15 protein-coding genes and 1 other RNA gene are annotated in these 17692 nt (G+C 28.5%); all 16 read right to left on the bottom strand.

Annotation, left to right across the window (positions count from 1 at the left end; translation table 11 throughout):
- Window positions 1-56: 56 nt before the first annotated feature.
- Window positions 57-824 carry a tRNA threonylcarbamoyladenosine dehydratase gene (locus T369_RS0103615; RefSeq protein ID WP_031551840.1) on the bottom strand — a complete coding sequence of 256 codons (768 nt, stop codon included), beginning with the start codon at window positions 822-824 and terminating at the stop codon, window positions 57-59.
- 57 nt (window positions 825-881) lie between these two features.
- Window positions 882-1064, bottom strand: a non-coding RNA gene (gene ssrS / locus T369_RS09085) — 6S RNA.
- Window positions 1065-1249: 185 nt separating this feature from the next.
- Window positions 1250-4075 carry an excinuclease ABC subunit UvrA gene (gene uvrA / locus T369_RS0103610; RefSeq protein WP_031551839.1) on the bottom strand — a complete coding sequence of 942 codons (2826 nt, stop codon included), beginning with the start codon at window positions 4073-4075 and terminating at the stop codon, window positions 1250-1252.
- 150 nt (window positions 4076-4225) lie between these two features.
- Window positions 4226-5959, bottom strand: coding sequence for a thiol reductant ABC exporter subunit CydC (cydC, locus tag T369_RS0103605; protein WP_031551837.1), 1734 nt, complete (start codon window positions 5957-5959; stop codon window positions 4226-4228).
- Window positions 5949-7664, bottom strand: a complete 1716-nt coding sequence (gene cydD / locus T369_RS0103600) for a thiol reductant ABC exporter subunit CydD (protein ID WP_031551835.1) — start codon at window positions 7662-7664, stop codon at window positions 5949-5951. The genes cydC and cydD overlap by 11 nt, the downstream gene beginning before the upstream one ends.
- Window positions 7665-7667: 3 nt before the next feature.
- A complete protein-coding gene (gene cydB / locus T369_RS0103595; protein WP_031551833.1) occupies window positions 7668-8696 on the bottom strand; it encodes a cytochrome d ubiquinol oxidase subunit II in 1029 nt (342 codons plus the stop codon).
- Window position 8697: 1 nt separating this feature from the next.
- On the bottom strand, window positions 8698-10080 hold the full coding sequence (locus tag T369_RS0103590) for a cytochrome ubiquinol oxidase subunit I (protein ID WP_035496344.1): 1383 nt from the start codon (window positions 10078-10080) through the stop codon (window positions 8698-8700).
- A 193-nt stretch (window positions 10081-10273) separates the two neighbouring features.
- The gene (locus tag T369_RS0103585) at window positions 10274-10627 is read right to left on the bottom strand and encodes a DUF1634 domain-containing protein (RefSeq protein WP_031551829.1); all 354 of its coding nucleotides are present in this window, start codon (window positions 10625-10627) and stop codon (window positions 10274-10276) included.
- Complete coding sequence (locus T369_RS0103580) at window positions 10628-11476, bottom strand: sulfite exporter TauE/SafE family protein (RefSeq protein ID WP_031551826.1); 849 nt, start codon at window positions 11474-11476, stop codon at window positions 10628-10630.
- Between the two features lie 15 nt (window positions 11477-11491).
- Window positions 11492-12124 carry a thiamine diphosphokinase gene (locus T369_RS0103575; RefSeq protein WP_031551823.1) on the bottom strand — a complete coding sequence of 211 codons (633 nt, stop codon included), beginning with the start codon at window positions 12122-12124 and terminating at the stop codon, window positions 11492-11494.
- Entirely contained in the window at window positions 12124-12768 is a 645-nt protein-coding gene (rpe, locus tag T369_RS0103570; RefSeq protein ID WP_031551820.1) for a ribulose-phosphate 3-epimerase, read from the bottom strand. The genes T369_RS0103575 and rpe overlap by 1 nt, the downstream gene beginning before the upstream one ends.
- Window position 12769: 1 nt before the next feature.
- The gene (gene rsgA / locus T369_RS0103565; protein ID WP_031551816.1) at window positions 12770-13651 is read right to left on the bottom strand and encodes a ribosome small subunit-dependent GTPase A; all 882 of its coding nucleotides are present in this window, start codon (window positions 13649-13651) and stop codon (window positions 12770-12772) included.
- A 22-nt stretch (window positions 13652-13673) separates the two neighbouring features.
- Complete coding sequence (gene recN / locus T369_RS0103560) at window positions 13674-15371, bottom strand: DNA repair protein RecN (protein ID WP_031551814.1); 1698 nt, start codon at window positions 15369-15371, stop codon at window positions 13674-13676.
- An 11-nt stretch (window positions 15372-15382) separates the two neighbouring features.
- Entirely contained in the window at window positions 15383-16192 is an 810-nt protein-coding gene (locus tag T369_RS0103555) for a TlyA family RNA methyltransferase (protein WP_031551811.1), read from the bottom strand.
- 213 nt (window positions 16193-16405) lie between these two features.
- Entirely contained in the window at window positions 16406-16927 is a 522-nt protein-coding gene (locus T369_RS0103550) for a phage tail tip lysozyme (protein WP_233417877.1), read from the bottom strand.
- A 255-nt stretch (window positions 16928-17182) separates the two neighbouring features.
- Complete coding sequence (locus T369_RS0103545; RefSeq protein WP_231366917.1) at window positions 17183-17659, bottom strand: phage tail tip lysozyme; 477 nt, start codon at window positions 17657-17659, stop codon at window positions 17183-17185.
- Window positions 17660-17692: the final 33 nt, after the last annotated feature.

Below are 17692 nucleotides of genomic sequence, written 5' to 3'. Positions count from 1 at the left end.
TATGTCAACCTTTAACCAAAGAAAAGCAACGCTAATGAAAGCGTTGCTTTTAATTTTTATTCTGGTTTTTCTATTGTTAATATTTTTATATTTTCTAATAAATTAACATATACATAATTTGCTGCAATTAATCCTGCTACAGATGGACAAAACGCATTTGATGCAGGAGGTATTTTTGCCTTACGAATTTCAGAATCCTGTTTACCTATTTTGCTTAAATATTCTTTATTGGCTTTTGTTGGACTTTCTGTAGAGTACACTACAGGTATTTTTCCTGTCACTCTTTCTTTTTTTAATTTTGTTCTTATAACTTTTGCTAGTGGACAAACTGTAGTTTTTTGTAAATCTGCTACCTTAAATTTTGTAGGATCCATTTTGTTTGCTGAACCCATAACACTTATAAACTTTATATTATTTTTTAAACAATACTTGATTAAATGAATTTTAAAAGTTACAGTATCACAAGCATCTATAACAAAATCTAATTTTTTTTCATAAAATACATTGAATGTTTCTTCAGTATAAAAGTCTTGTATGGCAATAACTTCACAATCAGGATTAATATCAAGTATTCTTTTTTTCATTTCTTGTACTTTACTGCAACCAACAGTTTTTGTAGTTGCATGTATTTGCCTATTCACATTAGTTATATCGATATCATCCTTGTCCATAAGTACTAATGAACCTATCCCAGAACGCGCTAATGCTTCTGCAGCAAATGAACCGACTCCTCCAATTCCAAGGATTCCTACTCTTTTATCTTTTAATATCTCTAATCCTTGAGTTCCTATAATTAACTCATTTCTTGAAAATTGATGTAACATTTCTTACTCCATTAATATTATTTAAAATTAAAAAAGACCGGATTATTCTACCAGTCTAAAAAAACCAAAGCACCGTAGTATCTTGCCTTAATTGGTCCTGATATAATCAGGTGGGTATGATAGCCTTACCTTCTAAAGTCTTCTCAAGGAAGCATTTTATACTAATAAGCGATTCTCATTCCCTATTAAAAAGTGTTAGGCCCGAATGTATAGCAAGTCATACATGTGCTCCAGTTGTTACTTATATTTTACCATAACTAAGTTGTTTAGACAATATCAAAATTTATTTAATTTTATACTATATTTATCAAAAATATTTTCGGTTTATTATTTGTTGTTTATGTAAATAGGTTTTAATAAACAAGAAAATATTTTACTTATTTATGACTTTAAAAACTATAATAAAAAATATTATTTAATATTTTTTACAATATATTTTTCAAAAATTTTCCGGTGTAACTTTGCTTATTTTCAATTAATTTTTCCGGTGTGCATTCATCTAAAATTGTTCCTCCACCTATTCCACCTTCAGGACCTAAATCAATTAAATGATCACAGCATTTTATTACATCAAGGTTATGTTCAATGACAATTACCGTATTACCACCATCAACTAATTTATCTATAATTTTTATTAATCTGCTAATATCATCTATATGTAATCCAGTAGTTGGTTCGTCTAGTATATAAAGAGTTTTTCCCGTAGACTTTTTATACAATTCACTTGCAAGTTTTACACGTTGTGCTTCTCCTCCAGATAAGGTCGTAGCACTTTGCCCTAACCTTATGTAATCTAGACCAACATTAACAAGTGTTTCAAGCTTATTTTTAATCTTAGGTATATTTTCAAAAAATTCATATGCTTCTTTTATAGTCATGTCTAAAACGTCACTTATACTCTTACCTTTATATTTAACCTCTAAAGTTTCTCTATTGTATCTTTTACCTTTACATATTTCACATGGCACATAAACATCAGGTAGAAAATGCATCTCTATTTTTAGAATACCATCTCCTGTGCAGGCCTCACAACGGCCACCTTTTACATTAAAACTAAATCTACCTTTTTTGTATCCACGTAATTTCGATTCGTTAGTACTTGCAAACAAATCTCTAATATCGTCAAAAACTCCAGTGTATGTTGCAGGATTACTTCTTGGCGTTCTTCCTATTGGGCTTTGATCAATATCAATAATTTTATCAATATTCCCCTCAACACCCTTAACTGATTTAACTACTGTTGAATCAATATTTTCTTTATTTAAAATATTTTTTACAGAATTAAATAAGATTTCATTTACTAATGTTGACTTACCACTACCTGAAACTCCAGTTACTCCAATAAACTTACCAAGTGGAAATCTTACTGATATATCTTTTAGATTATTTTTCTTAGCTCTATTAATTTCAATAAAGTTTCCGTTACCTTCACGACGTACTGTAGGAACTTCAATTTTTTTTCTTCCTGATAAGTATGCTCCAGTTATAGATTTTTTATTTCTCATAACTTCTTTTGGTGTTCCTACTGCAACTACTTCTCCACCTTGCTCTCCTGCTTTTGGTCCTATGTCAATTATATAATCACATGCTAACATTGTTTCTTCATCATGCTCCACTACTAATACAGTGTTACCTAAATCACGCATTGATAACATAGTATTAATAAGCTTTTCATTGTCTCTCTGGTGAAGTCCAATTGAAGGTTCATCAAGTATATAAGTTACACCCATTAATTTTGAACCTATTTGTGTCGCAAGTCGAATTCGCTGTGCTTCACCACCAGAAAGTGTTCCTGAAGCTCTGTCAAGTGTTAGATAATCTAGTCCTACATCATTTAGGAATTGCAACCTTGATTTAATTTCTTTTAATACTAATTTTGCAATAGTATAATCTTTTTCACTTAATTGAATCTCATTGAAAAATTTATAACTATCTTGAATTGACATCTTACAAATATCTGCAATATTTTTTCCTGAAACATATACTGATAATATCTCAGGTTTTAAACGTTGACCTTTACAGCTATTACATAAATCTTCTTTTATATATTTAGACATTGCTTCTCTTGTAGCTTTTGTCATACCAGATTTGTAGCGTCTAAAAATATTATTTGCTACACCTTCAAAATAAACAAATCTTGTACGTTGTACACCATCATCATTTATATAAGTATGTTTAATTTCCTCATTTTTATTACCATACAAAATAATGTCTTGTTTCTCTTTTGATAATTCTTTAAAAGGAAGATTCATATCTATCTTAAAGTGTTCACATACACATTTTATTAAACTAGGATAATAAGTTGATGTTGCATTATTATATACTATAATTGCTCCATCATTTATCGATAAATCCTTCTGTATAATTTTATTAACATCAACTGTTTCATGCATTCCTAGACCATCACAATCAGGACACGCACCTTGAGGGTTATTAAAAGAAAAAATTCTAGGTTCTAAATCACCTAAAGTAAAATCACAATGTTTACAACTATATTTTGTTGAGAATAATTGGGTCGTATTTTCTTTAACATCATCTATTTCAACTAAATCATTGTTAGATAAATTAAGTGATGTTTCTAGTGAATCCGCTAGTCTTGTTTCTATACCTTCTTTTATAACTATTCTATCAATAATTACACTTATAGAGTGCTTTTTATTTTTATCTAATTCCGGAATATCACCAACTTCATACAAATCATCATTAATTTTAAATCTAATATACCCCTCTTTAATTAGTTTATCAATTAATTTTTTATGTGTTCCTTTTTTCTCTTTTACAATTGGTGAAACTATTTGTATTCTACTTCTCTCAGGCATTTCCATAATGGAATCTACTATTTGACTTATTGAGCTACTCTCGATTTTTTCATGATGATTAGGACAATAAATTTCACCAATTCTTGCATATAATAATCTAAGATAATCATAAATTTCAGTGACAGTCGCCACAGTTGATCTTGGATTTTTCGAAGTTGTTTTTTGATTTATTGATATTGCTGGAGATAATCCTTCTATTAAATCAACATCAGGTTTCTCTATATTACCTAAAAATTGTCTAGCATATGCGCTTAAGCTTTCAACATATCGACGTTGTCCTTCTGCATATATAGTATCAAAAGCTAACGAACTTTTCCCACTCCCGCTAAGTCCTGTAATTACGACGAACTGATCACGAGGTATTTCTAAATTTATATTTTTTAAATTATTTTCTCTTGCACCTTGTATTATTATTTTATTCTTCTTTTTCATTTGCTACCTCTAACTATTAGTAAATATTTAACAAACATTATTAAATTTCATTCTAACTATAATATTATAACACAAAATATAGATTATATATAAGTAAACTAAATCCAATTTAAGAATAAAGAGACATCAAAGTCTCACCTTGATATCTCTTTATTTTATATTATCCATATCGTATAATTTTTTATATTTTTCATTATTCTCATATAATTCTCTATGACTACCATCCATTTCAATTTCTCCATCTTTTATGAATATTATTCTATCCATATATTCAATTGAATTTAAATGATGTGTAATCCAAACAATAGTCTTGTCTTTACTAGATTCAAAAATAGTAGTTAATAATTCATGCTCTGTTTTTGGATCTAGTCCAACAGTAGGCTCGTCTAATAATAATAATTCATTATTTTGAATAATACTTCTAGCAAAAGCTATACGCTGACGTTCTCCCCCAGAAAATCTACTTCCTGTTTCAAAAACATTTGTATCAATTCCTTCTGGTAAATTATTAATTAGATTAGTTAACTGTGACTTTTCTAAACTATCATTAATTTTTTGATCAATTTGTGATTCATCGATATCTGAATCTAATAAAGAAAGTTTAAGGTTTTCTCTAATAGTCATATCAAAAAGATATGGTTTCTGATTTAATAATGAAATGTCAGTTCCTAACATAGATTCATTAGGTTTTTTGTTTAGTACTATAATCTCACCTTTATAGTCAGAATAGGTACCTGTAAGAAGTTTGACTAATGTAGATTTACCTACTCCACTTCTTCCAAGAATAGCTACCTTTTCACCTTTTTTAATTGTTAATGAAATATTATTTAAGATACTTTTTCCTTCTTCATATTCAAAAGATAAATCTTTTATATCAATAATATTACCATCTGTATTTTTTAAATCAATGATTTCTTTATTTTCATCACTCTCTTGTTCATAGAAATCTTTTACACGATTTATAGATACTTCGTAACCTGGAATATGTGAAACGGCATCACTAGTCATTACCGAAACACTTAATACCGAAAGCACCATCATACAAAATGATGCAATATATACATTTTCTATTACATTATTTATAGTCATGTTCCAACAACTGTAAATCATTAGAAATGCAGTTATACCTGCTAGTAAATTAACAAAGTTTTCTCTTAAGTGTACAAAAGTTTTAATTTTTCTTTCTCTTTTTAGTAACTTCTCTTCTTTAAGCTGATAATCATCCATAAATTCATTTACTTTATTAGAAGAAATCCAATCACTTAATCCAAAAATTGCACTTGTAAAGTCACGGTAAAGATTATATTTTGCTTCTTTCATTAATTGGAAATTATTTCTAGTTACAGTTAGTGAAGCAAATGGTACAACAAATATAATGAATAATCCAAATAATAGTGCTAATATTGCATAGTTCATATCGTAACCAAACATTACTGTGACAAAAATTACATATAATATTAATGAGATAATACTAGGGAAAATAGTTTTTAAATAAATATTTTGCATATGTTCAATATCTTCAGATATTAAACCTAATAAATCACCTGACTTATACTCTTTTTTTAGTTTTAAAGCCTTAGGTTCCAAAATCTTATATACTCTGCTACGCATCTTTTCAATAATACCTAAAACTAAATTGTGGCTTAGCAGCCTCTGTACATAGGCAAATGTTGACTGAGCTAGTGAAAATGTTCTAGTCAGAACTGTTGGTACTTGCAGCATAAGTATATTACCAATTCTAAGAGAAGATTTACTAATTAGAAAACCTGAAACATACATTAATGCTGCTCCACTAACAACTGACATCAGTCCTAAAAAGACTACAGCACTCATCATATTTTTATTGTTTTTTAACTCTTTTCTAATAATAGAATTATTTTTCACTGTAGCCACCTCCTACTAAATTATTTTTTAATTTTTTAAAGCGAGGACTATTTTTAAAATCTATAACTTTTTCAAAATCTACAACTTTTCCATGTTCTAAATTTAAAACATAATCAACATTATGCAACCAATGCAGTCTGTGCGTCGCTATAATAACTGTTCTTCCTTTAAATAATTCTAATAACTTCTCTTTAATTTCGAATTCTGTTTCTATGTCTAAGTGACTTGTAGGCTCATCAAGTATAATAATTTCTCTATTACTTATTAGTGCTCTTGCTATAGCAATACGTTGTGCTTGACCACCACTTAATTCTTGACCACCTTCTCCTATCTTTGTTTCATAACCTTCAGGTAGATTATTAATAAATTCATCTAATCCCACTAAAGAAGTTACTTCATTTAAAAATTCATTAGTTATTTCCTCATTTGAATAAAATAAAATATTATTTCGAATTGTATCAGGAAAAATATATGGGAACTGTGAAATATAAGAAATATTATTTGCCCAATTAATATTTTTTAAATTAGTTTTTTCATTGTTAATTAATATTTCTCCGTCAGTTTGTTCATTAAATCCAGATAATATTGAAATCAATGAAGTTTTACCACTTCCACTTTGTCCAACCAAACAAATTTTCTCACCCATATTTATAGACATAGAAATATTTTCAAGTATTTTTTTATCGTCTTTTTCAAGGGTGATATCTACTAATTTAATGCTTTCTACATTATCAATTGTTACTTTCTCTTTAATATTTTTTTCATTATCTATAATCATTCTATTAATATCTTCATATGCCATTTGACCATCAAGTGTAGCATGATAGTCGGTTGCAGCCTGTTTCATAGGTAAGAAAAACTCAGGCGCAATTATTAATACGGTTAACGAGGGTAATAAGAATGTACTCCCATCAAGAAGTAAAATCCCTAATCTAACAGCTAAAAGAGCAATTGCAATAGTTGTTAAGAAATCTAGTGCAAAACTATTTAAGAATGCCACACTTAAAGTCTTCATTGTACTTTGTCTATACTCTTTATTTTTCTTTTCCATAATTGGTAGGTAGTTTTTACTTACACCTAAAAATTTTAGAGTTTCAACACCTCTAATTGTATCTATAAAGTTGTTAGATAATGCCCTATATTTTTTATACTGTCGATTCGCCATATCTCTGGCATTTATACCTAATAAAATCATAAAAATTACTATAACTGGTATAACAGATATTATCATTAGTGCCGAAACATAATCTGTATAGAATATAAAAATTACTATAAGAGTTGGTATGATCGCTCCTCTAATTTGTTTCGAAACATTTAGTTCAAAATATTGCTTTACTTTACCAATACCATCAATAGCTAAAGTAACTAATTTCCCAGAACCTTCTCTTGAAGCAAAATCAGGCCCTAAATTAAAATAACTTTGTAGTAATTTTTTTCTTAGTTCTTTCTCAAAATCAATAGCATGTTTCTCTGTGTAATATTGCTGTAAATGTAAAAATACAGTTCTAAATGTATAACCTATTAAAAAAAGAACACTGTCACGTACAACATTATCAAAATTTTTATAGAAAAGCCCTACAATTGCTTTAGCTAAAAAAGCAGCTTGTATAATTATACAAGCTGCTTCCATTATTGATAATATTAATAGTGTCAATGTAAGACTTTTTTTAACAGGAAGTTTTAATTTTGCTTCCTTTTTTTTCATTGACTAATACTCCAATTCATCTTCTTTTGTTAGTCGTTTTCTAAAAATAGAATATGACCAAACTTGGTATCCTAAAACAAATGGCAATAAGAATAAAGCAACTATTGTCATAAGTCTTAGTGTATAAATTCCGCTAGCAGCATCATATATAAATAGTGATTGTGTGACATCATTACTATTTATGATAGCTCTTGGGAACATTCCAGCGAAGACGCTTAAAGTTAAGAACGCTAATGTACCAGAAGTACATAAGAATGCTTTAAGATCTTTCCCTTGGAAGTTTAATACAAATGATACTACGAAAAATACTACTGCAATAACAGCTAATATTAATCCAATGTAGTAATTTCCAGTGAAAATATCTGTTTTAAATAATGCCCAAATTGCAAATATCAATGTTACAATTGCCGCGAATGGGAACAATAATGCTGATGTAGCACGAGCTGCATTTCTTAATTCACCTGTAGTTTTTAGTGCTAAGAATTGAGCTCCATGAACTAACATTAATAGTAACATCATTATTCCACCTAAAATTGTAAATGGTGATAATAAACCTAGGAATCCATCAACAAGATTTTTTCCTTTGTCAAGATTTGCACCAGTCATAAAGTTAGCTACAGCTACACCCCATAATACTGGCGGTAATAAGCTACCAATAAACATTGCGAAGTCACAAGCTTTAATCCATTTTCTATTATCCCCTAATTTACCTCTAAATTCAAATGATACACCTCGTAAGATTAATGCTACTAACATTAAAACAAAGGCAATATAGTATCCACTGAATAATTTACCGTACCAGATAGGGAATGCTGCAAACATTGCTCCTCCTCCAGTTAATAGCCAAACTTCGTTGGCATCCCAGAAAGGTCCAATTGTATTGAAATAAACACGTTTTTCAACATCATCTTTTCCAAGTAGTTGAGCTAGTACCCCAACACCAAAATCATAACCTTCTAATACGAAAAACCCTGTGAATAATACTGTAATTAGTAAGAACCATATATTTGGTAATGCTACTGACCAATCCATACTATGCTACCTCCCTTACAGTTACTTCTTTTTTCTTCATCATGTGTTTGAATAGAACATATTGTGCTATTCCAAGGATTGTATATAATACACAGAATACTGATAATGAGAATAGTACTGATGCTCCTGAGTTTGGTGAAACTCCAGATTCAGTAGTCATTACACCGAAGATTAAGAATGGTTGACGTCCCATCTCAGCCATAATCCATCCACAAGCAGTTGCAACTTCAGCAACTAAAAGCATCCAAGGCATTAATTTTAAGAACCAACGTTTCTTAATTTCTGTACCTCTAAATGAGAAAATAGTTCCAAGAAGTGATACTAAGAATAAAATACCTGCTGATCCTGACATTATTCTAAATGTATAATAAATAGTAGGAACATGTGGTGTATAATCAATATGCTTTCCAACTACTGGATAATATTTTTCATCCATTTCTTTTTGAAGAGTTTTCATACCTTTTAAGCTTCCTTCAAACTTATCGTATGATAAGAAACTTAATAGTCCAGGTACTTCCATATAGTGATCAGCTTTTTGTTGTTTTTGATCAATTTTAGCTAATACTGAGAATGGTGCCGGATTTCCTGTATCCTCATATAATGCCTCAGCAGCAGCAACTTTCATAGGATATTCTCTTACTAAATATTGCATTTGTGAATGCCCTGTCCATAGTAAACCTGTAGAACCTATTAAAGCAGCAACTATTGAAACTTTAAATGCTTTTCTAAATATTGCAACTTCATGCTTACGAACCATTTTCCATGCTGCAATACCAGCAATTGTAAATGCACCTACAGTTATTGCCATTGTTATAACGTGAGGGAATTGATTCCATAAGTATGGGTTTTTTATAATTGCAAAGAAGTCTACCATCTCTGCTTTTGTACCAATTACGTTATTTTCTACATATTTAACACCAACTGGGTGTTGCATAAATGAGTTAGCTGATAAAATCCAGAATGCTGACATTACTGTACCAATCCCTACTAACCAAATACACATTGCATGTAGTTTTTTATTAATTTTCTCCCAAGAGAAAATCCAAATACCTATAAATGTTGATTCAAGATAGAATGCAAGTAATGCTTCTATCGCAAGTGATGGTCCAAATACATCTCCTACGAATGAAGAATATTCTGACCAGTTCATACCAAATTGGAACTCTTGCAAGATACCTGTTACAACACCAACTGCAAAGTTAATTAGGAATAGGTGCCCAAAAAACTTAGTTATTCTTTTGTAATGCTCATCGCCTGTTTTAACATAAATACTCTCAAAAATCGCGATTAAGAATACCATACCTATAGTAATAGGTACGAAGAAGAAGTGGAACACTGTTGTTGCTGCGAATTGTATCCTAGCAAGTAATAGTGGATCCAACATGAACATACCTCCTTTTGATTTAAATTATATTTTAAGTAAATATTACAATAATCATTGTATAATATATATGAAATATTTCAAAACAAAAAATGCTAAAATATAGTATAAAACTACATTTTAACATCTTTTGTTCACATTTTAGACACAAACAGTCGTAATATTGAATTATTAAGGCTAAATCATATTATTTTAATTAATTATGTGTAACACCTAAGGCTAAACTAATACACAAAATTAGTAACACTATAATACAAATACACACAAATTTATAATCTTTTTCTTTTAAATATACAACAAGTAATCCTAAAATTCTTAATACTGGTGTTAGTATTAAAACAAAAATTCCAAACATCATATATGAATAATGATCAAATTTAAACAAACCTGTTATCATTTCTTGAAATGTATATCTCTCTATCGATAGATTTTCTCCTGTACCTGATATAAATGTTAATATAATACCTACTAATATTAAAAACGAACTAATATACACACCAACTTTTAAAATATTAGAGATTGTAATTGTAATATCTTTTTCTTTCTTCATTTACAATACCCCCACTCCTTTTAAAAACATATTAACAATAGTAAATAATAAAATTGGTAAAAATATATATCTAATATACTTCGCCTCTAAATGTTGCATCACTTTTGCTCCTGTTCTTGAACCTATTAAAGTCCCTACAGCTATAGGAGCAGCAATCATAGGATTAATTGTCCCATTAAAAAAATATATTAATGCACTTGCTGTAGCAGTAACACCCATCATAAAATTACTTGTCGCAGTACTCGCTTTAATTGGGAGTTTCATATAATTATCTAAAGCAATTACTTTAAATGCGCCACTTCCTATTCCTAGTAGACCACTGGCAAATCCTGCACCAAACATAACTAATGAACCCTGTGGAACATTATCTACATTGTACTCTACCATTTGTCCAGTAGCTTTATCGTAATACGCAGAGTTTAATCGATATTTATCTGCATATTTATCATTTTTTACAACTTCTTCTTTAATTTTCTTCTTACTAATTAATCCTGTTTTCTTCAACATTCCATAAAATGAATTAAGTAAAATCAATGAAAAGAAGATATATAATAATTTTGAAGAAAAGACTCCTGCCATTAATGCACCAACAATTCCTCCTGCAGTTGTAAATATTTCAAGAAGCATACCTACTCTCATATTACTTACATGGTCTCTAACAAATGCTATTGCTGATCCACTACTTGTCGCTATTACTGCAATAATACTTGCTCCTATAGCATATTTTATATCTATACCAAACAAAATAGTTAAAGCTGGAGTTATTATCATTCCTCCTCCAATTCCAACAAGGGATCCCAAAAATCCTGCCAGAATAGCTATAACCATAAATTGTAGAATTTCTACCATAATAACCTCACTTATCTAGTCTTTTGAATATATAACCAATACTTTTTTATTTACATTTAAAACTATATCCTTACCTTCTACGAATTCATTACTCGTTGCATTAGGTCTATCGAAACTTAAGAGCATATTCTCTGCTTCATATTTTGAATTTTTGATAGTCATAATAGTATCTTGATATATTGGAACAATAGAAAAATATTTATAATTTTTTTTACTTGAAAACGTACTTTCTCCACATTTTGATACAAAAATAATATTATAATCATCCATTATTCTTAAATCTAATTTATCATAATTATTATTTAATAATAGTATATTACCAAAAAAATGATCTAATCTTTTACCTGTCGCTCCAAATAGATTAATTTTCGATACTTCAGGATATAGCTTAATTATTTGTTTTAAAGCAAAGTCTGTATCCGTTTCGTCTTGATTATCTTTTACAAAAAAATTTTTAGAATATTCTTTTACACTACTTATTTGTTCATTGCTAACAGAATCAAAATCTCCACAGCTAATATCTGGTTTAATTCCATTTTCAATTAAATACAAAGCTCCTCTATCTACTCCACACCATAAATTAGATTCAGGCAGTTCTTCTGGGAACTGCCCTCCTAACATTACGTTCATTACATTATTATTTCCCATTATTTTAACAACTCACTTAAAGTATGTTTCTTATCTTCAGCTCCAAATAAAAATGAACCACAAACTAATAAGTCAGCACCTTTGTCACGACAAAGTTTTGATGTTTCCGTATTTACCCCACCATCAACTTGAATTAAAAAGTCATAATTATTTTTCACTCGAATATTAGCTAATTCTTCAATTTTTTCTAACATTTCAGGGATGAATTTCTGACCTCCAAATCCTGGATTTACTGTCATTATTAGTACATAATCTAATTTTGGTAATAAATATTTAACTTGCTCTATTGGAGTTTGTGGATTTAAAACTATTCCTGCCTTTTTACCACAATTTTTAATAACTTGAATCACTCTATCAGCATGGTTAGTTGCCTCTATATGAAATGAGACCATATCACAGCCTGCTTGACAAAATCTTTCAACATAGTTTTCAGGATTAGCAATCATTAAATGACAATCAAATATTTTATTTGTTTTAGGTCTTATTGCCTCAATAATTGGAAAACCAAATGAAATATTGGGAACAAAATTCCCATCCATAACATCTATATGAAACATATCAATTCCTATTTCTTCAAGCTCACTAATATCTCTTTCTAAATTTGCAAAATCAGCTGATAAAATTGATGGTAGTATTTTTTTCATTTTATTTCTCCTTTATATATTTTCTTTTTTGTGTTTCTTTTTCCTTAAATAATGCTTTATAATCATCATAACGACTTTGTAGTATAGCTTGCTCTTCTACTGCATGTTTAACTCCACATTGTATTTCTTCTATATGATTACAAGGCTTAAATTTACATTCATATTTAGAAAATTCTTTAAATAAATATTGAATATCCTCTTTTTCTATAAATGTTAAATCTAACGATGAAAAACCAGGGGTATCAGCAATATAGAAATCATCTATTCTATAAAATTCTGTATGTCTTGTTGTATGACGACCACGCCCTAAATGTTTTGAGATTTCTCCTGTTTCTATATCTAGATTACTAGAAATTTTATTAATAAATGTTGATTTACCTGCTCCTGATTGTCCTGATATTGAAACATATTTTTGAGAAACTAGATTTTTAAATTCATCAATATCTTCATCATTATTACTAAAAACGTTATATCCTATTTCTTTATAATAGTTCATTATTCTTTGAATATTTTCAAATTCTTCAGATGACAATAAATCTAGCTTTGTGAATATAATAATTATCTCAACATTACTATTTTCATTTAAACAGATTATCTTATTTAAAAGTTTACTCGAGAAATCTGGATCTTTCACAGATACAATAATAACACTATAATCGATATTTGCCACTTTAGGTCTCAATAGTTCATTTTTTCTCTCTAGAATTTCTATTACATAACCTGTATTATTATCACTCATTTGAATTATAACATTATCACCAACTAGTGGAGTAATATTATCATTTCTAAAATTCCCACGTGCTCGGCAAGTCACAAGTCCTTCTTCACATTGAACGTAATAAAAACCACTTAATGCCTTTAATATTTTTCCTTCTTTAGTCATTAATCCTCCTATACTTAATATATTATATACTTTTACTTCTAATTTCCGCTTTAATTTTATCCGCTATCTTCAACATTTCAATTGCATGTTCTTCAGAAATTTTTGTCATTGAGTCACCCGAAACCATTCTAGCAACTTCTTCAATTTTTTGTTCTTTATTTAATTCTTTTATCGAAGTAATTGTTCTCTTATCAGTTACAGATTTACTTATTAATAAATTGGTATCTGCTAGTGCAGTAGTTTGTGGTAAGTGAGATATGCATAATACTTGAGAATCAACTCCTAATTGATACATTTTTTCTGCCATTCTTTGCGATACTCTACCACTAACTCCTGTATCAATTTCATCAAAAATAATAGATGTAGCTTCAATACTTCTAGAAAAAATTATTTTTAATGCTAACATTACCCTAGAAAGTTCTCCACCAGATGCAACCTTAGATAAAGATTTTAATGGTTCGCCTAAGTTGGCACTTATCAATATTTTTACTTCATCTTGACCGTCATTAGAAAACTCTTTTTCTCTAAAGTTTACTTTTATTGTACTTTTATCCATATATAAAAATTTTAATTCTTCTTGAATTAATTTCTCTAAATTTTGAGCTGTTTCTTTTCTAATATTTGTTAAATCTTGAGCTATTACTTTTAATTCTTTTTCTATTCTTTTACGATCTTCTAAATAATTTTCAAAATTTTCTTCATAATTTTCAAGTTCTTCTAACTCTTCTTTAATAGTTTCTTTAAAAACTATTAATTCATTCAAAGGTTTAGAATATTTTTTCTCAAGAGTTTTAATTTTATCCAATCGATATATAAACTGATCTAATTTTTCTTCATCGTATTCAATTTCATCTGTATAGCTAGAGACTTCATATTTTAAATCATCTAATATATAGTATAAATTAGTAATTTCTTCATATTTTTCTTCAAAATTTGAATTGTATCTACTTAATTCACCTAACTTAGATCTAATATCTGCTAATTTAGATAGTATTCCATATTCTCCATCTATTCCATCAGTAATACTATAAGCCAAGGTATTTACTTTTTCAAAATTTTCCAAATAGTCTATATCTTTTTCAAGGACTAAATCTTCATCTTTCTTTAATTTCATTTGAGCTAATTCTTGATATTGAAATTTTAAAAAATCAACCTTTTGTAAGACATCACTTTCTTGTTGTTTTAAATTTTCTATTTTTTCATTAATTAACTTGTATTCTTTATATTTTTCTTGATAATTCTTAAAAATTGGATTAATATTTTCTTTATTAAATGAATCAATTAAATTAAGATGATTTTTTTCAACCAGTAAAATTTGATTATCATGCTGCTCATGAATATCTAGTAAGTATGCTGATATTCTTTTTAGGGTTGATAAATTAACTATTGTCCCATTTACTCTACAGACACTTTTCCCGCTACTATATATATCTCTTCTAATTATAATAACTTCATCTTCTATATCCAAATCCAACTCTTTAAAAATATTAACAACAGCTTTATTTTTAGGAAAATCAAAAACTCCTTCTACACTTGCTTTTTCCTCACCATACCTTATATAAGAAGTTGATGTCCTTTGACCTGATAACTGTGAAATAGCTGCTAGAATCATAGATTTCCCTGCACCAGTCTCTCCACTAAGAACAGTTAATCCATTCTTCAACTCTATAGTAGCATTTTCTATAATTCCAAATTGCTTTATATTTAATTGAATTAGCACACCTAAACCTCCTATTTAAAATGATTATGAGCATTATTGATAATATGCTCAATATTAATATTTTTATTTTCTATTAATTTTTCAGAATTATATTTTAGAATCATAAGAAACTCAATATTTCCCTCTCCCCCTGTAATTGGTGAATACGAAAAATTAATCATACTAAACCCTACACTGTTCGCCAAAAGGAGCACCTTCTCTACTACTTCAATTTGAGTTTTTTTGTCTCTTACTATTCCACCTTTACCGACTTTTTCTCTTCCAGCTTCAAATTGTGGTTTAACTAATGCGCAAACTTCTCCACCTTCTTTAATTATCTCTGAAAGATTGGGTAAGATTAGTGATAATGAGATAAAAGAAACATCAATCGATGCTATATCTATATCAAAAACATCAAAATCTTCTTTCACAGAATGTCTAAAGTTAGTCTGTTCCATTACTTTCACACGCTCATCAGTTCTTAATTTCCAAACTAATTGATTAGTTCCAACATCTAATGCATAAACAAACTTTGCTCCATTTTGCAAAGCACAATCAGTAAAGCCACCAGTAGAAGATCCTATATCTAACATTACCTTATCTTTAACATCAAATCCTAATTCATTTATAGCTTTTTCTAGTTTTAATCCACCACGACTAACGTAGGGCATTTGTTTACCTTTTATTCTTAATTCCGCTGTTGATTCAACTTTTTCTCCAGCCTTATCTATTCTTATATTATCATTAAAGACAATCCCTGCCATAATTGCTCTTTTTGCTTTCTCTCTTGATTCAAACAATCCTTGATTAACACAAAGGACATCTGCTCTTTCTTTTGCCATAAATACCTCTTTAAATTACTAATACATTTATTATTATAATTATTACCTATTACATTTATTATTATAATTATTACCTATTTAATTTTACCATATTAATATATTTTTCGCTATGTGTTAAGATATTTTAATAATAAAATTTAAAATAATTTATCTAAAATAAAAAACTTATCGTTAACGCGATATGTTTAACAATAAGTTTTCTCTATTTTTATTTTATGCATACTTTCTATAAATTTCTTCAGCATACTTAGTTCGTTCATCAATTGCTACTACCCCAGCTCTTTCGAAATACTTTTCAAAGACTGCTGTAGCTTCTTTTACATTATTTATTCGTTTAAAACTAGAATAATTATATTTTCCAAATGACATTTTCTGCATTTCTACAATACTAAATCTAAGTTGTCCTTCTAGACTAGATGCAGCATAATTGTTTTTATTCAACCAAGTTACAAGATTTATTCTTCTTGCAAAACTCCATTGAGCAATTCCAAATCCAATATTATTTCCTCTTTCTACAATAGATGGATTCATTCTGCTTTCTCTCATATAATTCCCTAATATACCTGCTGTAGCTTCTTTACTAAATCCTTGTGAAATATAAAAATTCCACGCTTTTTCGACATTATTACTTGCTGCTATCTGTGTTTGATTAGTTGCTTTTGTTCTAGCTTCACAATATTGACTAGTAAACGTTATCATACTTAATGCTACAACAAAAGCAGTTATTATAAACAATCCTCTTTTTTTTATGTTAATATTATTTATATTTATTGTAATCACTCCTAACGTATCATTATAAGAGTATTCTATCATCTCTAATTAATATTAACTTAAAAGTACTTTAAATTAGTCTCTTTTAATTACAATTTCTAATGTATTTAAGAATTTTAGTGTACTTTTCTTAATTTATAGTTTATAGATGTTAATTCTACTATTATCATAGTTTTCTCAAAGACTATTTTAGCATATAGTTTTTAATTTTATTTATACTTATGAATATTTTTTATAAATTTCCTCAGCATTTTTTATCCGCTCTTCTAAAGCAACTACCCCAGCTCTTTCATAATATTTCTCAAATAAAATTGTTGCTTCTTTTACATTATTTACTCTTTTAAAATCATTATATTTATATTTTCCAAATTTCATTTTTTCCATTTCTATGAGACTAAAATTAAGTTGTCCCTCTAAACTAGATGGTAGAAAATCATTTTCTTTTGTCCACTTTTCCAAATCTGTTCTTCTAGAAAAACTCCATTGTGCAAGTCCAAAACCTATATTATTTCCTTTCTCCTCAATTGTAGGATCCATTTTACTTTCTCTCATATAATTTCCTAATATTCCTGCTGTAGCTTCTTTACTAAATCCTTCCGCTATATAAAAATTCCAAGCTTTCTCTATATTATTACTTCCAGTTAACTGTCTTTGAATAATAATTTTAGATTTTCCATTATAATATTCCCCTACCAAAAATGCTCCACATAATAACAACAGGATTGCCGT

The organism is Gemella sanguinis ATCC 700632, from assembly GCF_000701685.1.
Classification (GTDB): domain Bacteria; phylum Bacillota; class Bacilli; order Staphylococcales; family Gemellaceae; genus Gemella; species Gemella sanguinis.
This window is presented reverse-complemented; position numbering and strand designations above follow the sequence as displayed.